The organism is Photobacterium carnosum (assembly GCF_002849605.1).
Classification (GTDB): domain Bacteria; phylum Pseudomonadota; class Gammaproteobacteria; order Enterobacterales; family Vibrionaceae; genus Photobacterium; species Photobacterium carnosum.
This window is the reverse complement of the sequence record NZ_NPIB01000001.1, coordinates 451620-476188: the sequence shown is the minus strand read 5'-3', so window position 1 is coordinate 476188 and position 24569 is coordinate 451620. Positions and strand designations below refer to the sequence as shown.

The following is a 24569-nucleotide window of genomic DNA, read 5'->3' as shown; positions in this document are numbered from 1 at the left end:
TGAATCGATTTAACTATGGAGAGTAAAGCATGAGTCAAACGCGAGTATTAGTCGTAGAGGATGACGAAGGTTTGCGTGAAGCATTAGTCGATACGTTAGCATTAGCTGGCTATCAATGGATCGAAGCGGAAAGTGCGGAACACGCGTTAGTACTACTGAAATCTGAGTCAGTTGATATCGTTATTTCGGATGTGCAAATGGCGGGTATGGACGGATTAGCCTTACTGCGCAGTATTAAATTACAGTGGCCGAAAATGCCAGTGTTATTAATGACCGCCTACGCCAATATTGAAGATGCTGTTGCAGCGATGAAAGACGGTGCGATTGATTACATGGCGAAGCCGTTCGCCCCACAAGTATTACTCAATATGGTGGGCCGTTATGCGCCGATCAGACCTAACCCTACCAATACTGTGGCTGCTGATCCTAAAAGTCTGCATTTGTTAGCGATGGCTGAAAAAGTTGCGAAAACAGATGCTAGCGTAATGGTTTTAGGCCCCAGTGGGTCGGGTAAAGAAGTGCTGTCACGTTATATTCACGAACACTCTTCACGCAGTAATGGTCCTTTTGTTGCCATTAACTGCGCGGCGATCCCTGAAAATATGCTAGAAGCGATGTTATTCGGCTATGAAAAAGGGGCATTTACAGGCGCGGTACAAGCGTGTCCTGGCAAGTTTGAACAAGCCCAAGCTGGTACGATTTTACTCGATGAAATCAGTGAAATGGATGTTAACTTACAAGCTAAATTATTGCGAGTATTACAAGAGCGTGAAGTTGAACGTTTAGGCGGACGTAAAAGCATTAAGTTGGATGTGCGTATTATTGCGACCAGTAACCGTGATTTGAAAAATCATGTTGCCGATGGTCTTTTTCGTGAAGATTTGTATTACCGCTTAAATGTCTTTCCAATCACATGGCCCGCCTTAACCGAACGTAAAGGCGATATTGTGCCATTAGCACAGTTATTTTTACAACGCCATGCAAGTCAACAAGGGATGGCTATCCCTGTAATTGCGCAATGTGCGCTCAATAAATTATTACAATATACATGGCCTGGAAATGTGCGTGAACTTGATAACGTGATTCAACGCGCGTTAATCATTCACGATAACCTTATGATAACTGAGCAACATATTCTGATTGAAGGGCTTGATTGGTTACAGATGACTAATATGGCTGTAGCGTCTAAAACTGCGGTTGTCGACACTTCAACGATGGCTGTGGTGGCATCAAGTACAACAGATAGCTTAGGTAATGAATTACGCGGCCAAGAATTTAACATTATTTTAGACACGCTAGTGACTTGCCAAGGTAACCGTAAAAACATGGCCGATAGGTTGGGTATTAGTCCGAGAACACTACGTTATAAATTAGCCAAAATGCGCGATGCGGGTATTGAACTGCCAGCATAAAGTGATTGGTGAGACACAATGAATATCTTTTTAGTAGCAATAAAAATAGTGAGATTCTGGTATGAAAGTTAATGGATTAGCGGCCGAAATGCAGACGATGCGTTTAGATGCTCAAAATAGTATTCGCCCTGCGACGGGGCAACAAGTTAGTGCTGATTTTGGTAATTTATTAAATGATGCCATTAAGTCGGTGAATACGCTTCAAGGTCAATCGAGTGATTTAGCCACTCGCTTTGATCAAGGTGATCGTAGTGTGTCGTTATCTGATGTCATGATTGCGCGTAATAAATCCAGTGTTGCGTTTGAAGCTACTGTACAAGTGCGAAATAAAATGGTGCAAGCTTACAAAGAATTAATGAATATGCCGGTATAAGTATCGTCGTTATCTGTCGGTGTGATAGCGCCTAATTTGTTATATGTGTGAGAAATAAAAGTGTCAGATCAAATTGTTAATCAACAAGTTACGATTGCAAATAGTAATACTTCGCCGATATTACGCGATGCTGGTCAGGATCCCGATCTTACAGAAAAGAAAGCATCGCGTACTGACAGTATTTTAGGCAATCTTGATCTGTTACGGCAGGTTATTTTAGTGCTATCGGTTGCGATTTGTGTTGCATTAATCGTGATGATGATAGTGTGGATAAAAGAACCAGAAATGCGCCCATTGGGTAGCTATGAAACTGAAGAATTGATCCCTATTTTGGATCACTTTGATCAAAAGAAAATCAATTATCAACTTGATGGTAATACTATTCGTGTTCCTGCGGATAAATATAGCAGTATTAAATTAGATTTAACCCGCAGTGGTCTAAATAGTCGTGCCGCTGAGGGCGATGATATTTTATTAAAAGACATGGGGTTTGGTGTTTCACAGCGGCTCGAAAATGAGCGTTTAAAATTAAGTCGTGAACGTCAATTAGCCCGTGCAATTGAACAAATCAGTCAAGTACGCAAGGCACAAGTGCTGCTGGCGATGCCAAAACAAAGTGTGTTCGTTCGTCATAATCAAGATGCCACCGCCACTGTTTTTCTGACCTTAGCATCAGGTGCTGCACTTGGTCAGCAAGAAGTTGATTCTATTGTTGATATGGTAGCCACCGCAGTACCCGGTTTACGGCCAACCCGTGTCACCGTTACTGATCAACATGGGCGCTTATTAAGCTCTGGTACTGAAGATCCTTCCTCAACGGCTAAACGTAAAGAATTCGAATTAGAGCATAAACAAGAACAAGCATTACGTGAAAAAATTGACGCCATTTTAATGCCTGTTTTAGGCTTAGGTAATTACACATCCCAAGTCGATATAGCGATGGATTTCTCTGCGCTAGAAGAAACCCGTAAACGTTATAATCCCGCAACAGCTGCCACTCGAAGTGAGTTTACGCGTGAAGATAGCAATAGTGGTCAAGTGGTGGCAGGTATTCCAGGGGCATTAAGCAACCAACCTCCCGTCAGTAGTGCTATTCCTGAAAATATAAAAGACATGCAAGCTGGTACAAGCAGCGGCAATGGTCGCATACACCGTGAATCCACCCGTAACTATGAGTTAGACACCACGATAAGCCATAAACGTGCTCAAACTGGTGTTATTGATCGGCAAACAGTCTCGGTTGCGATTGATTATAAATCGATTGTTGATCCTAAAACGGGCGAGATCACACGGGTGCCAATATCTGAAGCTGAAATTGTTAAAATCCGCCGTTTATTAATGGGAGGGATTGGTTTTTCAGAGGCGCGTGGTGATTTATTAGAAGTGCTATCAGTACCATTTGCTTTGCCGGAAGAGTTATTGTTGACGGATGTACCTATTTGGGAAAATCCTAATTTTAGTAGTTGGGTTCGATGGTTAGCGGCAGCGTTAGTTATTATCGTTGTGATTGTGGTATTGGTGCGTCCAGCAATGAATAAACTGTTATATCCAAATCAAACGGCTAATGGCACGCTGTTAGATGAAAATGGAGTACCGATTTTAACTCATAATAGTCATAGTGATGGCACCAGTTTAATTGGTGGTGATTTAGATTCTCACGAAAGTTTTGAATTAAGCAGTAGTAACTTAGATTTACCTAATTTACATAAAGATGAAGATTTACTTAAAGCGGTGCGGGCATTGGTTGCCAATGAACCTGATCTTGCGGCACAAGTAGTGAAAAGCTGGATGAATGAAGATGGCTAATGACGTAGCAACAATGGATAATAAATTTGATATTAAAAGTCTTAATGGTACGGAAAAAGCCGCGATTTTATTATTAAGTCTCAATGAGCAAGATGCGGCTAGTATTATTCGCCATCTTGAACCAAAACAAGTGCAACGAGTGGGGGGATCGATGGCAAGCATGAAGAGCTTAAATCAAGATAAAGTTTCTAGTGTTCATCGATCATTTTTGGAAGAAATTCAAAAATACACCAGCATTGGTATGGGTAGTGAAGATTTTGTTCGTAATGCATTAGTGGCAGCATTAGGTGAAGATAAAGCCAATAACTTGGTTGATCAAATTCTAATGGGGAGCGGTTCGCGTGGACTTGATTCTTTAAAATGGATGGACCCACGTCAAGTTGCCAACATTATTCTTAATGAACACCCACAGATTCAAACTATTGTACTGTCCTATTTAGAACCAGAACAATCGGCTGAAATTTTATCGCAATTTTCTGAACGAGTGCGATTAGATTTGATGATGCGTATTGCTAATTTGGAAGAAGTACAGCCAGCAGCATTGCATGAATTAAACGACATTATGGAAAAACAGTTTGCGGGTCAAGCGGGCGCACAAGCAGCCAAAATTGGTGGTTTAAAAGCGGCAGCTGAAATCATGAACTATCTCGATAATAACGTTGAAGGATTGTTAATGGATCAAATTCGTGAAAATGATGAAGAAACAGCGATTCAAATTCAAGATCTCATGTTTGTATTTGATAACTTAATTGAAGTTGATGATCGCGGTATTCAAATTCTTTTGCGAGATGTCCCTCAAGAGCTATTACAAAAAGCCCTTAAAGGGGCCGATGATATGTTGCGTGATAAGTTCTATCGCAATATGTCTAAACGTGCGGGTGAAATGCTACAAGAAGATTTAGAAACCATGGGGCCGATTCGTGTGGCTGATGTCGAAACGGCACAAAAAGAAATTTTATCTATTGCGCGTCGTTTATCTGATTCAGGCGAATTAGTACTAACGGGTAATGGTGGCTCTGATGACTTTTTATAATAGCGTGGTTATGTTCTTCATCGCTACTCGATGTGAATGTCTATCATGAGCAATGAACGTCGTCGTGGTTTTATGCGAGTCTCAGAACATCAAGCGCAAGAGCTTGAACGCTGGGCATATCCTGATTACAGCCAAGATGGTGATCGAGAGCTTGAAAATGCACTTAATTATGATCATCAATATTATCTTGAACAGCAACAACCCGAGACAGAACATGAGCTTGAACCCGTACCTGCACCATTAACCGCTGCAGAACTTGAAGCCATGCAGCAATCCGCTTATGACGAAGGGGTTGAACAAGGTCGTCAAGCTGGGCATAGCGAGGGATTGAGTCAAGGTCATGCTGAAGGTGTTACCGCAGGGCATGATGAAGGGCTTGCGCAAGGATTACAGCAAGGGCTTGAACAAGCACAAGCACAAATTGATCAACAAGTGGCGTTACTTGTTGCGGTGATGGATAAATTTACTGATCCGATTGCCAAAGTCGATAGTGAAGTAGAACAACAATTATTGTTATTGGTGAATGGCTTAACCAAAGCATTGATTCGCGTTGAAGTTAAAACTAATCCTCAAGTCTTACTCAATACTGTTCGCGAAGTTGTAGCAACACTACCGATAGCTGAGCGAGAAATTAAAATGCATTTACATCCAGAAGATGTTGCGTTAATTCATGCCAGTTTTGATGAGGCTGATCTGCAACAACGTAAATGGTCATTGATTGCGGAGCCTAGTTTACAACGAGGGGATTTACAGTTGGCGTGCGGCAGTTCTAGTGTTGATTATTTAATCGATGATCGTATTCAACATTCACTCACGATGTTTAATGAGTTGAACAGTAACTTAAAAGAACCTTCGTTATGACACTTGCTGAACGTTTAGGTCGCTATCAAACGACCAATACCGCTTGTAAACCCGTCGCCTCTGGACGCTTGGATCGTGTTGTAGGGTTAACCCTTGAAGCGATTGGCTGCCGCGCTCCCGTTGGTAGTGTGTGTAAAGTGGAAACCCTTAACGGGGAGTTAGAAGCTGAAGTGGTTGGTTTTGCCGGAGAAACGCTTTTTTTAATGCCAAGTGAGCAATTATTAGGGGTAATGCCGGGCGCTAAAGTTACCCCTATTTTGCATAACAATGGTATTCCCGTCGGACCTGAATTGTTAGGGCGTGTTATTGATGGCATTGGTAATCCTCTTGATGGCTTAGGACCTATTATTACTGAACAGCGGGCTGCATTTACTTCGACACCTATAAATCCTTTATCACGCAAACCTATTAAAGAACCACTTGATGTCGGTATTAAAGCCATTAATGGTTTATTAACTGTAGGTAAAGGGCAGCGAATTGGTCTTTTTGCTGGTTCTGGTGTGGGTAAATCGGTCACGTTAGGCATGATGACTCGAGGTACCAGTGCGCAAATTGTGGTGGTGGGGCTTATTGGCGAACGTGGTCGAGAAGTAAAAGAATTTATTGATGAAATCTTAGGTAAAGAAGGGCGTGAACGGGCAGTAGTGATTGCGGCTCCTGCCGATGCTTCGCCGTTGATGCGCTTAAAAGGCTGTCAAACCTCACTCACCATTGCCGAGTATTTTCGCGATCAAGGGTTTGATGTGTTATTGCTAATGGATTCATTAACCCGCTTTGCTCAAGCGCAACGTGAAATTGCGTTATCCGTCGGTGAGCCACCAGCAACCAAAGGTTATCCACCATCGGTATTTGCTAAGTTACCTGCGCTGGTGGAACGGGCGGGTAATGGTAATGAAAATCAAGGCTCGATCACCGCTTTTTTCACGGTATTAAGTGAAGGTGATGATCTGCAAGATCCTATTGCGGATGCTTCACGTGCGATCCTTGATGGTCACATTGTGTTATCGCGCGAAATGGCGGATGCGGGGCATTATCCTGCGATTGATGTTGAACGTTCCGTTAGCCGTGTTATGCCTGCCATTGTTAGTGATGAACACATGCTGATGTCTAAAGCCGTCCGTCAAATTTTATCTATTTGTCGTAAAAATCAAGATTTGGTTGCGATTGGAGCTTATAAACCGGGAACTGATGCAACCATTGATCAAGCTTTTAGCTTTAAACCTAAGTTAGACAGTTATTTACAACAAGAAATGAAAGAAGCCGTACCGTATGAAATGTGCGTCAATATGTTGCGATCCACATTAAGCGGTTAGCGGGATTCGACAATAAGGTAATCGAAGACAAGGTCGTTATAGTATGCCATTGAGAACATTTGAATTATTAATAGAGCAAGCACAACAACAAGAACATCAAGCCAGCCTTGCGCTTAATCAAGCACAACTTGAACAACAAAATTATTTACAGCAATTAGCCAAAATCGAACAGTACCGATTAGATTATTGTCGTCAACTTTCAGAACGTGGACAACAAGGGTTAACTGCGAGTCAATATAGCCATTTACAAAAATTCTTAACCCAACTTGATACCACATTAGAGAAGCAAAAACAGGCGGGTGGCTACTTCGCTAATCAAATTGAACAATGCCGCCAGCACTGGCAAGCCATGCAGCAAAAAAAACGCGGGATTGAATGGTTATTGGAAAAAAAGCAGCGTGAACGACAGCTTTTTTTGGATAAACAAGAACAAAAAATGATGGATGAATTTGTGACATTACAATTTGCGCGGCGTCAACAACGCTAGAATTAAAAAACTGGTTTGTTTTTTGCATTAGGATAGACATTAGCTTTGAATGAAACGTTTTTTTGACGCTTTAATCAAACAGTTATTCATTTATTTGTCGTCTGTTGCGACACGTATTAAAAGAGTTACTATGAATCTATTTAATGTGTCATTTGCATCATCGGCAAAACCCGTCGCTGTCGGCTCGGTTTCTAGCACACCATCTGAAATGGTAACGTTGAGTAATGGTGAGTTTTCAGAACAATATCAGCAAGCGATTGATGAAATACCTACTTTACAGACTATTGATAGTAAAACTAATCCTGCAGCAACAAATGTTCCTGACACTATTGATGTAGATACTGAAGCGTTAGCTGATGATTCTACAATAGATGATTCTACAATAGATGATGTAGCAATAGATAAATCGTTGATGAGTGCTGATGGCAGCGTAATCGCGATTGATGATGCAGTAGAGTTAATTACGGCTGGTAATGTGTTTTTACAGCAGCTAATGCAATCTAATCAGCAGCTTAATTCTTCATATAAAACAGCAACGAATAGCGATGATGCGAGTGGCAATGGCTTGCCATCTTCTGCAATCCCCACCATCGATGCTGTGTTGACTGAGGATGTATTGTTATCAGCTCAACCGACAATTAAAACTATAGATGGAAGTGCTGCGTTTATCATGCCTGCAACGGCAGGATCAGCGACAACAACTGCGATATTAACGTCATCGGCGACAAAAGTGACTGATAATGCTGATGGACAAAAATCTGACGCAGATGGTGACGTAAATCTCATTACTAATGATAGTGTCAATAATTCGCCACTATTAACGTCTGCACGACCTTTATCTGCGACAACATCCAATTCGGAGATGTTAATTAACCCATCTATGGTTGATAGTTCTCTTTTATTGAATGATGACAATCGATCATCTCATCAAGGTATTAATAGTAATGCTCAGGGTGACTCGTTGGCTCAACAGCTGGCGGGATTAACGCCAACATCAACAACATCAATGCTGAAACCTGAGCAGCCTCTCATTACTCAATCTCTTCAATCACCTTTAGTCCTTACGCGTGAACAAGCTGGCGAAGAGGTTCATGAGCGAATTAATATGATGATGGCGAAGAATCTTAAATATGTCGATATTCGGTTAGATCCACCTGAATTTGGCAAACTTCACATTAAATTGAGTATTAACCAAGATCAAGCCTCGGTGCAATTTACGGTGAATAACCATCAAACGCGCGACATTGTTGAACAAGCGATGCCACGGTTAAGAGAAATGCTACAACAGCAAGGGCTGCAATTAGCTCAAAGTTCAGTACAGCAAGACAATAGTCAGCAATCATCAGGCCATCAAAGTAATAATTCAACGCATTCCCAGTCACACTCAGGACAGTCATCTTCTTTGAGAGTCATGTCTGAGGATGGATCATCCCTAACAGAGAGTGATCCCGGTGATTTACCCATCAGTATGCTCGTAACAAAGCACAAAGACCAAGTTGATTATTACGCTTAGCGTTTTTGGTCATATTAATAGCGCACGTTTAATCAATAAGGAAAAACATGCAGCAATGTCATGTGGTAATAAAAACCGTAATAAATAGTGAGCAGGATAAATGATGGTGGTTGGAAATAGAAAAAAGATCGTTATTAGCATAGTGATTCTATTAGTTATTGCAGCGATTGGCGGTGGAATTTGGCTTTTTTCTTTAGCGTCGACAGAGGTTAAAGCTGCTGAGGTTTCCTCAACCCAAACACCATTAAAAATGTCGGCTTATTACATCGTATTATCTGAGCCTTTTATTTTTAATGTTAGTGGTAAAGAACGAGATCGAGTGGTTCAAATAAAAGTACAACTGATGGTTCGAGGTGAAAAAAATGAAGCATTAGCCAAAAAACACGTGCCATTAGTTGAAAGTGTGTTGTTGCAGATTTTTGCGGCAACTACGGTTGAGCAATTACGCCAACCACAAGGACGTGAACAGTTACGTCAGCAGGCATTGACTGCAGTACAAGCAACAATGAATAAGATGACGAATATGCCTGTGGTTGAACGGGTGTTATTTACTGGCTTTGTAATGCAATAGGTGCCCTGTGAGTGATTTATTAACCCAAGATGAAATTGATGCATTGTTACATGGTGTGGATGAACCTGAAGATGATGCGAATGATGACGATCAAGGTTCAGGTATAACGGCTTTTGATTTCTCTTCGCAAGATCGGATTGTTCGTGGACGAATGCCGACCCTTGAATTGATCAATGAACGTTTTGCCCGTCATATGCGGATCAGTTTATTTAATATGCTACGTAAGACGGCTGAAGTATCGATCAATGGCGTGCAAATGATCAAATTTGGTGAGTATCAAAACACGCTTTATGTGCCGACAAGTTTAAATATGGTGCGCTTTAGGCCGCTAAAAGGGACGGCATTGATTACCATGGAAGCACGATTAGTGTTTATTTTGGTCGAGAACTTTTTTGGTGGTGATGGCCGTTTTCACGCCAAAATTGAAGGCCGTGAATTTACTCCGACTGAGCGCCGTATTGTCCAGATGCTGTTGAAACTGGTATTTGAAGATTACCGTGAAGCATGGTCGCCAGTGATGTCGGTTGAGTTTGAATATATCGATTCTGAAGTTAATCCGACCATGGCTAATATTGTTAGCCCAACAGAAGTCATTGTAGTGAGTTCATTTCACATTGAGATCGATGGCGGCGGTGGCGATTTTCATGTGGTGATGCCGTATTCAATGGTTGAGCCAATTCGTGAATTACTCGATGCGGGTGTGCAAAGCGACAAGATGGATACTGATGTTCGTTGGAGTCATGCTTTGCGTGATGAGATCATGGATGTGCCAGTAAATCTACGGGCAAAATTATTAGATATTGATATCTCACTACGCGATTTAATGGAGTTGCAAACGGGCGATGTCATTCCAATTACCATGCCTGAAACTGCAACTATTTTCGTTGAAGATTTACCGACTTATCGCGCCAAAATGGGGCGTAGTGGCGATAATGTTGCACTTAAAATTACCGATAAATTGAAACGTCCAGAAATAGTAAAAACCGACTTGGCTTTTTTAGATCGCGACCTTATTAGAGATGAATAGCGATAAGAATACCCACAAACCTAATCATTAGGAGGAATAATAATGTCTCAAACTGATCAACAAATGGCTGATGACTGGGCTACCGCCCTTGCTGAGCAACAAGATAACGTTCAACCAGCACCACTGGAAGAGTTAACCGATGATACTTCACCTATCTCTGATGATGAACGCCGTAAACTGGATACCATCATGGATATTCCGGTTACTATTTCAATGGAGGTGGGTCGTACTCAAATTAGCATTCGTAACTTACTACAACTTAATCAAGGTTCAGTGGTAGAGCTTGATCGTATTGCCGGTGAGTCATTGGATGTGATGGTTAATGGTACTTTAATTGCTCACGGTGAAGTGGTGGTGGTTAATGATAAATTTGGTATTCGTTTAACCGACGTGATTAGCCAAACCGAACGCATTAAAAAATTACGTTAAGAGTGAATAATGGATCAGTCAGTTGCATTAGGGCAAGCGCCCGATCTTAATTTAGCCACTACTTTAGCGTCACTGGTATTGGTCATTGTCATTATACTATTTTTGGCATGGGTGCTAAAAAAAATGCGCTTAGTGGGTGTGCATAGTAATGATAATCGACTCACTATTGTGAAGCAGTTAACTCTCGGACAACGGGAACGAATTGCATTGATTCAGGTGGGTGATGAACAACTATTAGTCGGTATTACGCAGCATAATATTTCGTTGCTGAGTAAGCTTGAACAACCTTTAATCATGGATGATGTGCCAGCCAAGGATTTTGCTTCTCAGCTGAGCCGATTGATGACCACTAATGATAAAAAATAGCCCTTCAATGTATTTAAAAATAGCCTTATTACTGTTGTTGACCAGCAGTTGGATCATAACAACACCCGTTTGGGCGACAGAAAGTGTTACTCAAGCTGCAATGGCAGCGGAAAGTAGTACCGCCCATTTAATTACGGGAACAGGCCATGGTGGTATTCCCGCATTATCGGTCACCATGAATCCTGATGGTAGTGAAGACTACTCAATTACATTGCAAATATTAGCGTTAATGACTGCATTGGGGTTTTTGCCTGCGGTGGTGATTTTAATGACGTCATTTACTCGTATTGTGGTGGTGATGTCGATTTTGCGTCAAGCGATGGGATTACAACAAACACCGTCAAATCAGGTCATTATTGGCATCGCGATGTTTTTGACTTTCTTTGTGATGTCACCGGTTATCGATAAAATTAATACTGATGCAGTCCAGCCTTATATTAATGAGCAGATCAGCGCCCAGCAAGCATTAACTAAAGCTGAAGCCCCGATGCGACAATTTATGTTAAAACAAACGCGGGTTAAAGATCTGGAAACGTTTGTCAATATTTCAGGCTCAACCGCCACAGATCCACAAACTGTTCCTATTACGGTGTTAGTGCCAGCATTTATTACCTCGGAACTTAAGACTGCATTTCAGATTGGTTTTATGTTGTTTTTACCCTTTTTAATTATTGATTTAGTGGTGGCATCGGTATTAATGGCAATGGGTATGATGATGTTGTCACCTATGATTGTATCGTTACCGTTTAAGTTAATGTTGTTTGTTTTAGTCGATGGCTGGAATTTGATTCTTTCTACGTTAGCGGCCAGTTTTTGAGTCTTATAAAGATAGCTGAAATGGTAAGGATAAACAGAAGATGACTCCAGAAGCCTTTGTCGGTATTTTTCAAGAAGCATTGTTCATGGTCTTGATTATGGTGTGCGTGATTGTTATTCCCGGCTTATTAATCGGTTTAGTGGTGGCAGTATTCCAAGCGGCAACCTCGATTAACGAACAGACCTTGAGTTTTTTACCTCGCTTAATTGTGACGTTATTAGCGTTGATGTTTTTTGGTCATATGATGACACGGATGTTGATGGATTATTTTTTTCGTATCATCGATCAAATTCCACAACTATTGTACTAATTGTATTGATAGCAGCACGTCACCGTGTTTGTTTCGTGAGTAACAACCGTTTATGCACTATACCTCCAGCGTGTTATTAGAGTGGATTGCCAATTATTTTTGGCCGTTTACTCGTATCTCTTCAATGATGATGGCAATGACCTTTTTTGGAGCGCGCTTTGTGTCACCTAAAATTCGGCTATACCTTGCATTAGCGATTACTTTTACTGTAATGCCAATGTTACCTAAGGTACCGACCGATATTGAATTGTTCTCTTTGGCTGGGTTTATTATTACTACCCAACAAATAATGATTGGGGTAGCGATGGGGTTGGTAACGCAGTTTATTACACAAACTTTTGTGTTATTAGGACAAATTCTCGGTATGCAGTCGAGTTTAGGCTTTGCCTCTATGGTCGATCCTGCTAATGGTCAAAATACGCCAGTACTGGGGCAATTTTATATGTTTCTGGCAATATTATTGTTTTTGGCTACCGATGGTCATTTAGCCATGCTCAATGTGGTGGTGATGAGTTTTACTACTTTCCCCATCGGAAACAGTATGTTGGTTGCAGCAGACTATTATCAATTAGCGGGTTGGTTTGGACATATATTTAAAGCTGGGGTTGATATGGCACTGGCTGGCGTTATTGCATTATTGACCGTTAACCTTTCATTTGGCGTGATGACCCGTGCTGCGCCACAGTTAAATATTTTCTCGTTAGGTTTTTCATTTGCGTTGTTACTTGGATTGGCAATAAGTTGGTTTATTGTGCTGGGGATCGTGCCGCAATATGAAGCGATCTGGCAAACAGGATTAGATCAAGTGTGTCGTTTAGTTAGGCTTGATTGTTAAAGAGAATCCTCTGTTTTATAGCGGTTTATTTCGCTGTTTATTTCTTCTGAAATTTACCATGGACGAACTATCATGTCGGATGCTGACGGTCAAGAACGTACCGAAGACGCCACCGCGCGAAAACGTGAGCAGGCGCGAGAAAAAGGTCAAGTACCGCGCTCAAGAGAATTAGCCTCCGTAGCAGTATTGGTTTCCGGTGCTGTGGGTTTAATGTGGTTCGGTGAAGGTTTAGGGACGGCATTAGGCAAGGTTATGAGTAGAATGTTTACTCTAAGCCGTGAAGAAGTATTTGATGTACATTTATTGTTAACAGTGATTTCTAATGCAGTATGGCAGGTGTTTTTACCATTAGTGATTATTTTGGTATTTTTATTTACTGCCGCTTTGATCGGGGCAGTTGGTTTAGGTGGAGTACGTTTTTCTTCTGAAGCCGCGATGCCTAAATTATCAAAAATGAATCCAATGAGCGGCCTTAAACGCATGTTTGGTAGTCAAAGTTGGGTTGAATTAATTAAATCAGTGCTTAAAGTTGGCTTAGTAGCCAGTGTGGCAGGTTATTTAATTTATTCGAGTTTAGATGATTTTTTTCAGCTCAGTATAGAAATATTTCCGGCTAATTACTTCCATGCCTTGGATATTCTGCTGAATTTTATTTTATTAATTTGTTGTTCGTTGCTGGTGGTAGTGGCGATTGATGTACCTTATCAAATTTGGCATTTTAGTGATCAATTAAAAATGACCAAGCAAGAAATTAAAGATGAATATAAAGACTCAGAAGGTAAACCTGAAGTAAAAGGTCGTATTCGAATGCTACAGCGTGAAATGGCACAACGACGGATGATGGCTGATGTCCCTCAGGCGGATGTTGTGATCACTAACCCTGAACACTTTTCAGTGGCATTGCGTTATGATCCTAAATCAGATGCTGCGCCAGTAGTGATCGCAAAAGGTGGTGATCATTTAGCACTCAAAATTCGTGAAATTGCCAATAAACACAATATTGATATTGTGCCAGCTGCACCATTAGCACGTGCGATTTATTACACTACCGAATTAGATCAGCAAGTGCCTGATGGGTTGTTTGTTGCAGTAGCGCAAGTGCTTGCTTACGTTTTTCAATTAAAAGCCTATCGACGTGGTAAAGGACAAAAGCCAATATTGTCAGCTGCTGCCACGGATATCCCCGAAGAATTACGTCATTAATAAAAATAGAGCTGAACACTAACAGTCTAAATTTACTGTCAAAATAATGGCAGGATTATGCGGCATGATAATTGCTTAAGCTAATGTCTTTGTGATGAGTTATAGATTAACGTCAATCTGTAACTTTCACGTTCATGCCAATAATCGTGATGTAATAAAAATAGAATGAAGCTTTCAATTCCTTTTGCTGCACGCTTACCGTTAGCGCGTTTACAGAATATGCCTGCAATGGGCGCTCCGGTGATGGTGTTAGCCACCTTGGCGATGATTATTCTGCCAATGCCGCCATTATTATTGGATATGACATTTACCTTTAATATTGCGTTGTCATTAGTGGTGTTGTTAGTGACTGTTTACACCCGTCGCCCCCTCGATTTTGCCGCTTTCCCGACCGTATTACTTATCGCAACCTTATTACGTTTAGCTCTCAACGTAGCTTCTACTCGTGTGGTGTTATTACATGGTCATGAAGGATCTGATGCTGCAGGACAGGTTATTGATGCTTTTGGTTCGGTGGTGATTGGTGGTAATTATGCCGTCGGTTTGGTGGTATTTCTTATTCTAATGATCATTAACTTTATGGTTGTTACTAAAGGTGCGGGGCGTATTTCAGAAGTTAGTGCTCGCTTTACTCTTGATGCTTTACCCGGTAAACAAATGGCAATTGATGCTGATTTAAATGCAGGTTTGATTGATCAAGATCAAGCACGTACACGTCGTTTTGAGGTGACAAAAGAAGCGGATTTTTATGGCTCGATGGACGGTGCATCTAAGTTTGTTAAAGGGGATGCAATAGCGGGTATTTTGATTTTATTTATTAATATTATCGGTGGATTAATCATTGGTATGAGCCAGCATGGCTTAGCCTTTATGGAAGCGATAGAAATATATAGCCTGCTTACTATTGGCGATGGCTTGGTCGCACAGATCCCATCATTATTGTTGTCGATTGGTGCGGCAATGCTGGTAACTCGTCAAAATACTGACGAAGACATGGGCCAGCAGATGTATTTCCAAATGTTTAATAATCCTCAAGCATTGATTATTACTGGGGTTATTTTATTTGTAATGGGGATTGTTCCTGGCATGCCCCATGTGCCGTTTCTATTTTTGGCCGCTATTATTGGTGGCGCGGCGTATTGGCGCTACAAAAAAGATCAGATCGCAGCGTTAGTTGAAAAAGAACCACCCATGCATGATATGGCGATGATTCAACCGATGAAAGAGTTGTCATGGGATGATGTTCAGCCTGTCGATACGATTGGACTTGAAGTCGGTTATCGGTTGATTTCGATGGTTGATAAAGACCAAGGCGGTGAGTTGTTAGAGCGCGTTAAAGGGGTACGTAAAAAACTGTCTCAAGATTTTGGTTTCCTCATTCCACCGGTACATATTCGCGATAATTTAGAACTCCCGCCTAATAGCTACCGTATCAGCCTTATGGGTGTCACCTGTGGTGAAGCTAATATTCACCCCAATATGGATTTAGCCATTAATCCTGGTCAAGTATTTGGCAATATTGATGGTGAACGTACGCTCGATCCCGCGTTTGGTTTGGAAGCAGTATGGATTCAAGTCTCACAACGTGAACATGCACAAGCTTTAGGTTACACCGTGGTGGATTCTGCCACTGTGCTAGCTACCCATTTAAGTCAATTACTTACCAATCATGCGGCACAATTGTTGGGTCATGAAGAAGTTCAAAATCTACTTGAAATGCTAGGTCAATCAACCCCTAAATTGGTTGATGGTTTTGTACCAGAACAATTGCCTCTTGGGGCGGTGGTGAAAGTGATGCAGAACTTACTTAACGAAGCTATTCCATTACGAGATATTCGAACCATTGTTCAAACTTTGTCTGAGTACTCAACCAAGAGTCAAGATCCTGACATTTTAACCGCAGCAGCTCGTATTGGATTAAAACGTTTAATTTGTCAAGAAATCAATGGAATAGAAGCAGAATTACCCGTCATTACTTTAGTTCCTGAGTTGGAACAGATATTGCATCAAACGATGCAGTCTGCGGGGGGCGAGTCGTCAGGTATTGAACCTGGGCTAGCCGAACGTTTACAGAATTCACTGACAGAAGCGACTCAGCAACAAGAATTAAAAGGTGAACCTGCGGTGTTATTAACTTCCGGTGTATTACGTTCTACCTTGGCAAAATTTGTCAAAAATACCATTCCGACTTTGAGAGTACTTTCTTATCAAGAAGTGCCCGATGAAAAGCAAATTCGAATTGTTAATGCTGTAGGTCATTAATAATGTTGAAAGTGAACACTAATTTAAGCACTTGCTGATAGGGAATTAAGTTTGAAAATTAAACGATTTTTTGCCAAGGATATGAGATCTGCACTTAGCGAAGTCAAAGAAGAGCTCGGCCCCGATGCGGTGATTATGTCAAATAAAAAAGTGTCTGGTGGGGTTGAAATTGTTGCCGCGGTCGATCCTGAACCTCATCCATCAAATATTAAAAATAACCATGTAGCGCGTGATGAATTAGAACAAGGTTTAGGTCAAGCTCGACGCAAACTTGCCGATGATAAAGTTAATGTTAGCCCTTTAGTATCGAAGCAGTTTGCCAGTGTATTACAAAATTATGCAGCGACAACAAATGTACCCGATGAGATGGCATCAGTTGATTCATTAACGGCATTGTTGCAACGCCAATCTAAGCATCAAAATCAGCAGCAATCACAACCTAACCATACGAATGATGGTGATCGAGGGCAAGCGCGTCAGCATGATTATCATAATGATAATCATGACCAACAGCGTCAGCAACTGACCGCTGAGCGTCAAAGCTTATCGTCACCGTCGAAACCTGCACGCCGTTATGATGATCACCCTCAAGATCTCAATATTGGTGACTATACCCGCCCATCATCAAAACACTATGAACGAGAAGCGTCAGTTGGTCGTAAGCCCCGTTTAGACCCGAGTCGCTATGAAGCCAAAGGGACGAGAAAAGACGATGAATTAGAGGGTATGCGTGCCGAAATTATCTCTATTCGACGTTTATTAGAGCATCAATTATCGGGACTAATGTGGCAAGAAGTTGAACGCCAAGAACCGATGCGAGCAATGATGATTAAACGGCTTAAGACGATGGGTTTATCTGATCAATTGGCCGATCAATTTGCGTGCTATATATCTGAAGATTTACCGATTAATGAAGCATGGCCAGCCTTGCTAGATTTATTAGCCGATCAATTGATCACCACTGATGACTGTATTTTAGAAGTGGGTGGTGTTGTGGCGCTACTTGGACCGACCGGAGTGGGAAAAACCACCACAATAGCAAAACTGGCTGCACGTGCTGCTATGGAATTTGGACCACATCAAATTGCATTAGTTACCACCGATAATTATCGTATTGGTGCCCATGAACAACTGGCCACTTATGGTCGAATTATGGGATGTCCAGTAAGAGTTGCTAAAGATGCACAGGAACTGGCCGATATACTTCATCAGTTACGTCATCGTCGATTAGTGCTGCTTGATACCGCAGGCATGGGTCAACGGGATATTCGTCTATCTGAACAATTAGATACATTAATGCAAAATAGCGGCGCTAAGATCCGCAGTTATTTAGTTATGCCAGCGACATCACAACGGCGAGTACTTCAAGAAACGCTTGAGCATTTTCGCCGTATTCCATTATCAGGTTGTGTATTAACCAAGCTTGATGAATCGTTAAGCTTAGGGGAAATCATTGGGGTTGCTATTCAAAATGCGTTACCCATTGCCTATTTAGCGGATGGTCAACGGGTTCCTGAAGACTTAAAAGTAGCGACCGGGAATTATCTCGTTTCGCGCGCCAATGAGTTGTTAGAGTTAGAACTGTCACAGCAATCTCATGTCTGGTCTAGTGATAGCCCAGATAATAATGCGGCCGATTTTTATGACTGAGAACATTATGTACGATCAAGCGAGTGGTTTGCGTCGAATGACCCAATTAACATCGACGAAAGTCATTACGGTTACTGGCGGTAAAGGAGGCGTGGGAAAAACCAATATCACTCTTAATATGGCTATTTCAATGGCTCGTCAGGGTAAGCGAGTGATGGTACTTGATGCTGATCTTGGACTGGCGAATGTTGATGTGATGCTTGGTTTACGTGCGGGACGAAATTTGTCGCACGTACTGGCTGGGGTATGTGAACTTGAAGATATTATTATCGAAGGTCCTTATGGCGTAAAAATTATCCCTTCAGCTTCTGGTACGCAAAATATGGCGGAATTAACCCCAGCTCAACATGTGGGTTTGATTCGAGCTTTTAGTAATTTACAGCATGAACTTGATTTTTTTATTGTTGATACCGCAGCCGGTATTTCTGACATGGTGCTGAGTTTTGCGCGTGCTGCTCAAGACGTTGTTATTGTGGTTTGTGATGAACCGACCTCGATCACAGATGCATATGCATTAATGAAAATTCTGAGTCGTGAGTATGATATTCAACGATTTAAGATTGTTGCCAATATGGTTCGTAGTTATCGTGAAGGGCGTGATTTATTCATTAAGTTAACCCGAGTAACCGAACGTTTTCTTGATGCCAACCTTGAGCTCGCGGCATGTATACCACTTGATGATAATGTTCGCCAAGCGGTTAAGCGTCAAAAACTCGTGGTTGAGGCGTTTCCACATAGCCCTGCGGCATTAGCATTAAATTCACTCGCATCAAAAGCGATGACATGGCCGCTACCACATCATCCTGGTGGGCATTTGGAATTTTTTGTTGAACGATTGTTAGTGCATAAACCACGAGCCATGGAGGCTTTTATTCGTGAATAAAACGTTAACGTATAGCCGTTATCAACCAAGTCCACAGGCGTTTATTGAACGTTATTCGACATTGGTTAAACGGATAGCTCATCATTTAATGGCACGGTTGCCACCCAGTGTCTTGGTCGAAGATTTGATTCAATCAGGCATGATCGGTTTGTTAGAAGCGCACCAAAATTATGATCCGACTAAAGGTGCGAGTTTTGAAACCTTTGCTGGGATCCGTATTCGTGGCGCGATGTTAGACGATATTCGACGTGGCGATTGGGTTCCGCGGTCTGTATATAAAAATAATCGTCGAATTAGTGATGCTATTTCAAAACTTGAACACAGCCTTGGACGAGATCCAACAGATATTGAAATATCACAGTTTCTTGAAATGCCGTTAGAGCAATATCATCAGGCATTAAATGATGTTAATTGTGGTCGCATTGTTGGGATCGCTGATCTTGCTGGTGGTGAAGAAACGATGATGCATGCAGATGACATCAATCAAAATACGCCATTTCAAGATGTTGTTGATGATAGTTTCCGTCACAGTTTAGCGGCAGCGATTAAAACATTACCCGAGCGAGAAGCGTTGGTGTTATCACTGTATTACGACGCAGAAATGAATTTAAAGGAAATTGGTGCTGTTATTGGTGTGAGTGAATCACGTATTTGTCAGATTCATAGTCAAGCAATGCAACGTTTGCGGGCTAAGTTAAAGGTTTGGGCTGCATAATTTCGATAATAGTAACAAAACAATTATTTTATAACTAAGAACAACACAGATTTCGCTGTGGAGGTGATTTTGAATACTAATATGAAAATTCTTATTGTTGATGATTTTTCAACAATGCGTCGAATTGTAAAAAATTTACTGCGGGATTTGGGGTTTAATAATACCGTAGAAGCGGATGATGGTTTAACCGCATTACCATTACTAAAGCGTGGTGATTTTGATTTTGTGGTGACTGATTGGAACATGCCAGGTATGCAAGGTATTGATTTGTTACGTCAAATCCGAGCTGATGAGCAATTGAAACATTTGCCTGTATTAATGATTACCGCTGAAGCTAAACGCGATCAAATTATTGAAGCCGCTCAAGCTGGCGTCAATGGCTATATCGTTAAGCCTTTTAATGCAGTGACATTAAAAGAAAAATTGGCGAAGATTTTTGAACGATTACAGCAGTAATTATGTTTGGCATAGGGAAAGATAACCATGATTTCATTAGAGCAAGCACAGCAGTTAGTGGTGTTGCTTGAGCAAAGACAACAACAACAAGCTAACACGTTAGTGCAGACTTTAGTTGAACGTCATCATGCGCCTATGTATGAGGAAGTGGGGAAAATGACTCGCCAATTGCATGATTGTTTAGCCAGTTTTCGACAAGATCTACGTTGGCGGGATTTAGCGGAAACGGATATTCCAGATGCACGAGATAGTTTATCTTATGTTATTGATAAAACTGAAGCTGCTGCTAACCGCACTATGGACGCGGTTGAAATAACCTTGCCTATTGCTGAACAATTACAACAAACATTGCAGAGTCTTCATCCGCAATGGCAGCGATTAATGATTGGCCAAATTGCGTTGACCGATTTTAAACAGCTTTGTCATGATATTAATGCGTTATTGCTCCAAGTTGATCAAGATAGTTCACTGTTACGTGAGCATTTAACCGATATCTTAATGGCTCAAGATTTTCAAGATCTTACCGGACAGGTGATTCGACGAGTGATCACGTTAGTGCATGAAGTTGAAGAGCGAATGCTAGATGTTTTACAAGCATTTGGTCTTGAGCAAGCCTCTATTTCGACGGCAGAACAGCGATTACCGTTAGGCGTTATAGCTGAAGGACCTATTATAAATCCTCAGCAGCGTGAAGATACGGTTTCATCACAAGACGATGTTGATGATTTACTTTCAACTCTTGGATTTTAGAGAACTTTATGAGTTTTAATTTAGATGAAGATATCCTACAAGACTTTCTGATTGAAGCCGGAGAGATCCTTGAATTACTGTCTGAGCAATTGGTTGAGCTTGAACGTAGTCCTGATAATAGTGAATTATTAAACGCCATCTTTCGTGGTTTTCATACCGTAAAAGGTGGGGCTGGTTTTTTATCATTGACGGAGTTGGTTGAAGCTTGTCATGGCGCTGAAAATGTATTTGATCTCTTACGTACAGGTAAGCGTAAAGTGACCTCCGAATTAATGGATGTGATTTTAGAAGCGCTAGATTGTATTAATGTGATGTTTGCTCAAGTACAAGAACACCAGCCATTGATCAAAGCAGATAACGCATTATTGGGGCAATTACATCATTATAGTTTACCGCCAGTGACTGTTGACGTGACGCTTGACGCTGTAGTTGAAACTCCGGTAGTAAGCAGTAACCCCCCCGCGGTTTCTTTATCGACAAGTGCGATTGCGGCTAATTCTGTTGATGATATTACCCAAGATGAATTTGAACGCTTATTAGATGAATTACATGGTGTGGGTCATTCACCATCATCATCACCAACTGCTGTTATCGCTAATACTGTTGCAAGTGTTGAAAGTAATGATATTACCGATGATGAGTTTGAACGTTTATTAGATGAGCTACATGGTAGTGGTAATGCCCCAGGCGCTGCCGATTCTGTGGTAACTGCTGCAACAATAGCTTCAACAGCAACGTCGGCTGAGATCACTGTAACGCCAATAACTGCGAATGAAAATAGAATGGGTGTTAGTGAAAATGTAATGACGGATGATGAGTTTGAAAATCTATTAGATGAATTACATGGCATTGGTTGCGCACCCCAGGTTGACCATGATCTATCTACATCTACATCTACAGCTACATCTACATCTACATCTACATCTACGGATAAAGTTGTACACAGTACGCCAGTTATCGAAGTAGCTGCTGTTAAAAATTCGGCGTTAGTTACGCCGCCAACGGTAATAAGTGAGCCTGCTAATCGTTCGCCATTGCCACCTAGTAAAGATAAACCTAAGCCACAGGCTGATACTACGGTACGTGTTGATACCTCAACCCTTGATATCATTATGAATATGGTGGGTGAGTTAGTCTTAGTGCGCAATCGACTTGTGAGTTTAGGCTTAAATACTACCGATGAAGAAATGTCAAAAGCGGTATCAACACTGGATGTTGTTACTGCTGATCTTCAAGGGGCGGTCATGAAAACCCGTATGCAGCCGATTAAGAAAGTCTTTGGTCGTTTTCCGCGTGTTGTACGTGATTTAGCCCGTAGCCTCAATAAAGAAATTGTGCTTGAGATGGTGGGTGAAGATACCGATCTTGATAAAAACTTAGTCGAAGCTTTGGCTGATCCGTTAGTTCACTTGGTTCGAAATTCAGTTGATCATGGTATTGAAATGCCAGCTGTACGAGAACAAGCAGGTAAATCATCGACTGGTAAAGTATTGTTATCCGCGTCACAAGAAGGGGATCATATTCGTTTAACCATTGCTGATGATGGTGCGGGTATGGATGCTAATAAATTGCGTCAGATTGCGATTGATCGTGGCATGATGGATCACGATGCGGCTTCTCGTTTGAGTGATAATGATGCTTATAACCTGATTTTTGCACCAGGATTTTCAACTAAAAAAGAGATTTCTGATATTTCAGGACGTGGTGTTGGCATGGATGTGGTGAAAACCAGCATTAACCAACTTAATGGCTCAATCGTGATTGATTCTACCTTAGGGAAAGGGACACGGATTGATATTAAAGTACCATTAACATTAGCAATCTTACCAACATTGATGGTTGGGGTCGCACAACAACCCTTTGCCTTACCATTGGCAAATGTGAATGAAATTTTTCATTTGGATTTAACTAAAACGCACACAGTTGATGGTCAATTGACGATTATTGTGCGTGAAAAAGCGATACCGTTATTTTATTTACAAGATTGGTTATCAAAAAAATCAAAGACTAATAAACAACATAATAGTTATGGTCATGTAGTGATTGTACAAACGGGGCCTCAACGGATCGGATTTGTTGTTGATAGTTTGATTGGCCAAGAAGAAGTGGTGATTAAACCATTAGATAAATTGCTAAAAGGAACGCCGGGTATGGCTGGAGCAACGATTACCAGTGATGGTCATATTGCACTTATTTTAGATGTGCCAAATCTATTAAATCATTATGTAAGACGCTAATTATTAACAATAATGGTCATGTTATCCATGGTGTTCATGTTTACAGTGTTGTGTAAGTAAAGGAATAAAAGAAAATGGCAATAAAGGTGTTAGTCGTTGATGATTCAAGTTTTTTTCGTCGTCGCGTTAGTGAAATCATTAATGCTGATCCACGATTAACGGTTATTGGTAATGCCACTAACGGTAAAGAAGCATGTGAAATGGTTAAACATTTACAGCCTGATGTTATTACCATGGATATTGAAATGCCGGTGATGGATGGGATTACCGCTGTTCGTGAAATAATGAGAATTGCCCCAACACCTATTTTGATGTTTTCTTCTTTAACGCAAGCTGGCGCTAAATCAACCTTAGATGCATTGGATGCTGGCGCATTAGATTTCTTGCCGAAAAAATTTGAAGATATTGCCCGTAATCGTGATGATGCCGTCGATTTATTACAAAAACGCGTAGCGGAGTTAGCGGGTAAGCGCTTTTATTTGCGTAGAAATAGCAGTCTAGCTTCGTCAATTAAATCTGCATCAACGCCCTTTGTTCGTCATACTCCAGCCATAACGGCTAAAGTGATGGCAACACCGAACACCACGGTTACTTCGACCGCTGGACGTGCGCTAACGGGGTCTGCAATGGCAGGCTCGGCAATGACCCCATCAATGCCATTTCATTTTCGCGCATCAGGAAAAAAATATCAGCTACTCGCCATTGGTACTTCTACGGGTGGCCCTGTTGCTTTGCAAAAAATATTGACCCAATTACCTGCTAATTTTCCTCATCCGATTGTGTTAATACAGCATATGCCCGTGACATTTACTGCCGCTTTTGCTGCTCGATTGAATAACTTGTGCCGTATAGAAGTAAAAGAAGCCCAAGATGGCGATATACTACGTGCTGGCGTTGCTTATTTAGCGCAAGGCGGACAGCAGATGATGGTCGATGGACGTAACGTCGGAGCACGACTACGAATTATTGATGGTGGCGATCGAATGAATTATAAACCTTGTGTTGATGTGACGTTTGGATCAGCTGCAAAAGTGTTTAATGATCGGGTGTTATCAATAGTGCTGACGGGCATGGGTGCTGATGGGCGTGAAGGTGCTCGCATGCTAAAAGCCAATGGTTCGACCGTTTGGGCTCAAGATGAAGAGAGCTGTGTTGTATATGGTATGCCACAAGCAGTTGCTAAAGCTGGCATTTCTAGTCATGATCTTCCCCTCGACCGTATTGCTGAATGTATTTTAATTGAATTAGGTTTGTCATGAG

The 24569-nt window shown here is 41.4% G+C and carries 24 protein-coding genes; all 24 read left to right on the top strand.

Features of this window, described 5'->3' with window-relative positions; genetic code table 11:
- Window positions 1–29 precede the first annotated feature (29 nt).
- Window positions 30–1412, top strand: a complete 1383-nt coding sequence (locus CIK00_RS02160) for a sigma-54-dependent transcriptional regulator (protein ID WP_101767281.1) — start codon at window positions 30–32, stop codon at window positions 1410–1412.
- Window positions 1413–1473: 61 nt separating this feature from the next.
- On the top strand, window positions 1474–1785 hold the full coding sequence (fliE, locus tag CIK00_RS02155; RefSeq protein WP_101767280.1) for a flagellar hook-basal body complex protein FliE: 312 nt from the start codon (window positions 1474–1476) through the stop codon (window positions 1783–1785).
- Window positions 1786–1845: 60 nt separating this feature from the next.
- Window positions 1846–3591, top strand: coding sequence for a flagellar basal-body MS-ring/collar protein FliF (gene fliF, locus CIK00_RS02150; protein WP_101767279.1), 1746 nt, complete (start codon window positions 1846–1848; stop codon window positions 3589–3591).
- Window positions 3584–4624, top strand: coding sequence for a flagellar motor switch protein FliG (gene fliG / locus CIK00_RS02145; protein ID WP_101767278.1), 1041 nt, complete (start codon window positions 3584–3586; stop codon window positions 4622–4624). Before fliF ends, fliG begins: the two co-directional genes overlap by 8 nt.
- 45 nt (window positions 4625–4669) lie before the next feature.
- A complete protein-coding gene (gene fliH / locus CIK00_RS02140; protein ID WP_101767277.1) occupies window positions 4670–5485 on the top strand; it encodes a flagellar assembly protein FliH in 816 nt (271 codons plus the stop codon).
- Window positions 5482–6798 carry a flagellar protein export ATPase FliI gene (gene fliI, locus CIK00_RS02135; RefSeq protein ID WP_101767276.1) on the top strand — a complete coding sequence of 439 codons (1317 nt, stop codon included), beginning with the start codon at window positions 5482–5484 and terminating at the stop codon, window positions 6796–6798. The genes fliH and fliI overlap by 4 nt, the downstream gene beginning before the upstream one ends.
- 43 nt (window positions 6799–6841) lie before the next feature.
- Window positions 6842–7285: a flagellar export protein FliJ gene (gene fliJ, locus CIK00_RS02130; RefSeq protein ID WP_101767275.1), complete on the top strand. Its 444-nt coding sequence runs from the start codon at window positions 6842–6844 to the stop codon at window positions 7283–7285.
- A gap of 130 nt (window positions 7286–7415) precedes the next feature.
- Entirely contained in the window at window positions 7416–8798 is a 1383-nt protein-coding gene (locus tag CIK00_RS02125; RefSeq protein ID WP_233426522.1) for a flagellar hook-length control protein FliK, read from the top strand.
- A gap of 103 nt (window positions 8799–8901) precedes the next feature.
- Entirely contained in the window at window positions 8902–9369 is a 468-nt protein-coding gene (fliL, locus tag CIK00_RS02120; protein ID WP_101767273.1) for a flagellar basal body-associated protein FliL, read from the top strand.
- 7 nt (window positions 9370–9376) lie between these two features.
- Window positions 9377–10396: a flagellar motor switch protein FliM gene (gene fliM / locus CIK00_RS02115; RefSeq protein ID WP_101767272.1), complete on the top strand. Its 1020-nt coding sequence runs from the start codon at window positions 9377–9379 to the stop codon at window positions 10394–10396.
- A gap of 42 nt (window positions 10397–10438) precedes the next feature.
- Window positions 10439–10825, top strand: coding sequence for a flagellar motor switch protein FliN (gene fliN / locus CIK00_RS02110; RefSeq protein WP_101767271.1), 387 nt, complete (start codon window positions 10439–10441; stop codon window positions 10823–10825).
- 9 nt (window positions 10826–10834) lie between these two features.
- A complete protein-coding gene (fliO, locus tag CIK00_RS02105; protein ID WP_101767270.1) occupies window positions 10835–11191 on the top strand; it encodes a flagellar biosynthetic protein FliO in 357 nt (118 codons plus the stop codon).
- A complete protein-coding gene (gene fliP / locus CIK00_RS02100; protein WP_101767269.1) occupies window positions 11178–12008 on the top strand; it encodes a flagellar type III secretion system pore protein FliP in 831 nt (276 codons plus the stop codon). The genes fliO and fliP overlap by 14 nt, the downstream gene beginning before the upstream one ends.
- Window positions 12009–12048: 40 nt before the next feature.
- On the top strand, window positions 12049–12318 hold the full coding sequence (fliQ, locus tag CIK00_RS02095) for a flagellar biosynthesis protein FliQ (protein WP_101767268.1): 270 nt from the start codon (window positions 12049–12051) through the stop codon (window positions 12316–12318).
- Window positions 12319–12370: 52 nt separating this feature from the next.
- Window positions 12371–13153: a flagellar biosynthetic protein FliR gene (gene fliR / locus CIK00_RS02090; RefSeq protein WP_101767267.1), complete on the top strand. Its 783-nt coding sequence runs from the start codon at window positions 12371–12373 to the stop codon at window positions 13151–13153.
- 72 nt (window positions 13154–13225) lie between these two features.
- Window positions 13226–14356, top strand: a complete 1131-nt coding sequence (flhB, locus tag CIK00_RS02085) for a flagellar biosynthesis protein FlhB (RefSeq protein ID WP_101767266.1) — start codon at window positions 13226–13228, stop codon at window positions 14354–14356.
- Between the two features lie 165 nt (window positions 14357–14521).
- A complete protein-coding gene (gene flhA / locus CIK00_RS02080) occupies window positions 14522–16618 on the top strand; it encodes a flagellar biosynthesis protein FlhA (protein ID WP_101767265.1) in 2097 nt (698 codons plus the stop codon).
- Between the two features lie 51 nt (window positions 16619–16669).
- Window positions 16670–18268, top strand: coding sequence for a flagellar biosynthesis protein FlhF (flhF, locus tag CIK00_RS02075; RefSeq protein ID WP_101767264.1), 1599 nt, complete (start codon window positions 16670–16672; stop codon window positions 18266–18268).
- Window positions 18261–19151, top strand: a complete 891-nt coding sequence (locus CIK00_RS02070) for a MinD/ParA family protein (protein WP_101767263.1) — start codon at window positions 18261–18263, stop codon at window positions 19149–19151. The genes flhF and CIK00_RS02070 overlap by 8 nt, the downstream gene beginning before the upstream one ends.
- Window positions 19144–19866: an RNA polymerase sigma factor FliA gene (locus tag CIK00_RS02065; protein ID WP_101767262.1), complete on the top strand. Its 723-nt coding sequence runs from the start codon at window positions 19144–19146 to the stop codon at window positions 19864–19866. Before CIK00_RS02070 ends, CIK00_RS02065 begins: the two co-directional genes overlap by 8 nt.
- A gap of 81 nt (window positions 19867–19947) precedes the next feature.
- On the top strand, window positions 19948–20322 hold the full coding sequence (cheY, locus tag CIK00_RS02060) for a chemotaxis response regulator CheY (RefSeq protein WP_167388495.1): 375 nt from the start codon (window positions 19948–19950) through the stop codon (window positions 20320–20322).
- 27 nt (window positions 20323–20349) lie between these two features.
- On the top strand, window positions 20350–21072 hold the full coding sequence (locus CIK00_RS02055) for a protein phosphatase CheZ (protein WP_101767260.1): 723 nt from the start codon (window positions 20350–20352) through the stop codon (window positions 21070–21072).
- Window positions 21073–21080: 8 nt separating this feature from the next.
- Window positions 21081–23309: a chemotaxis protein CheA gene (locus CIK00_RS02050; RefSeq protein WP_101767259.1), complete on the top strand. Its 2229-nt coding sequence runs from the start codon at window positions 21081–21083 to the stop codon at window positions 23307–23309.
- A 74-nt stretch (window positions 23310–23383) separates the two neighbouring features.
- Window positions 23384–24568, top strand: a complete 1185-nt coding sequence (locus CIK00_RS02045) for a protein-glutamate methylesterase/protein-glutamine glutaminase (RefSeq protein WP_101767258.1) — start codon at window positions 23384–23386, stop codon at window positions 24566–24568.
- Window position 24569 lies beyond the last annotated feature (1 nt).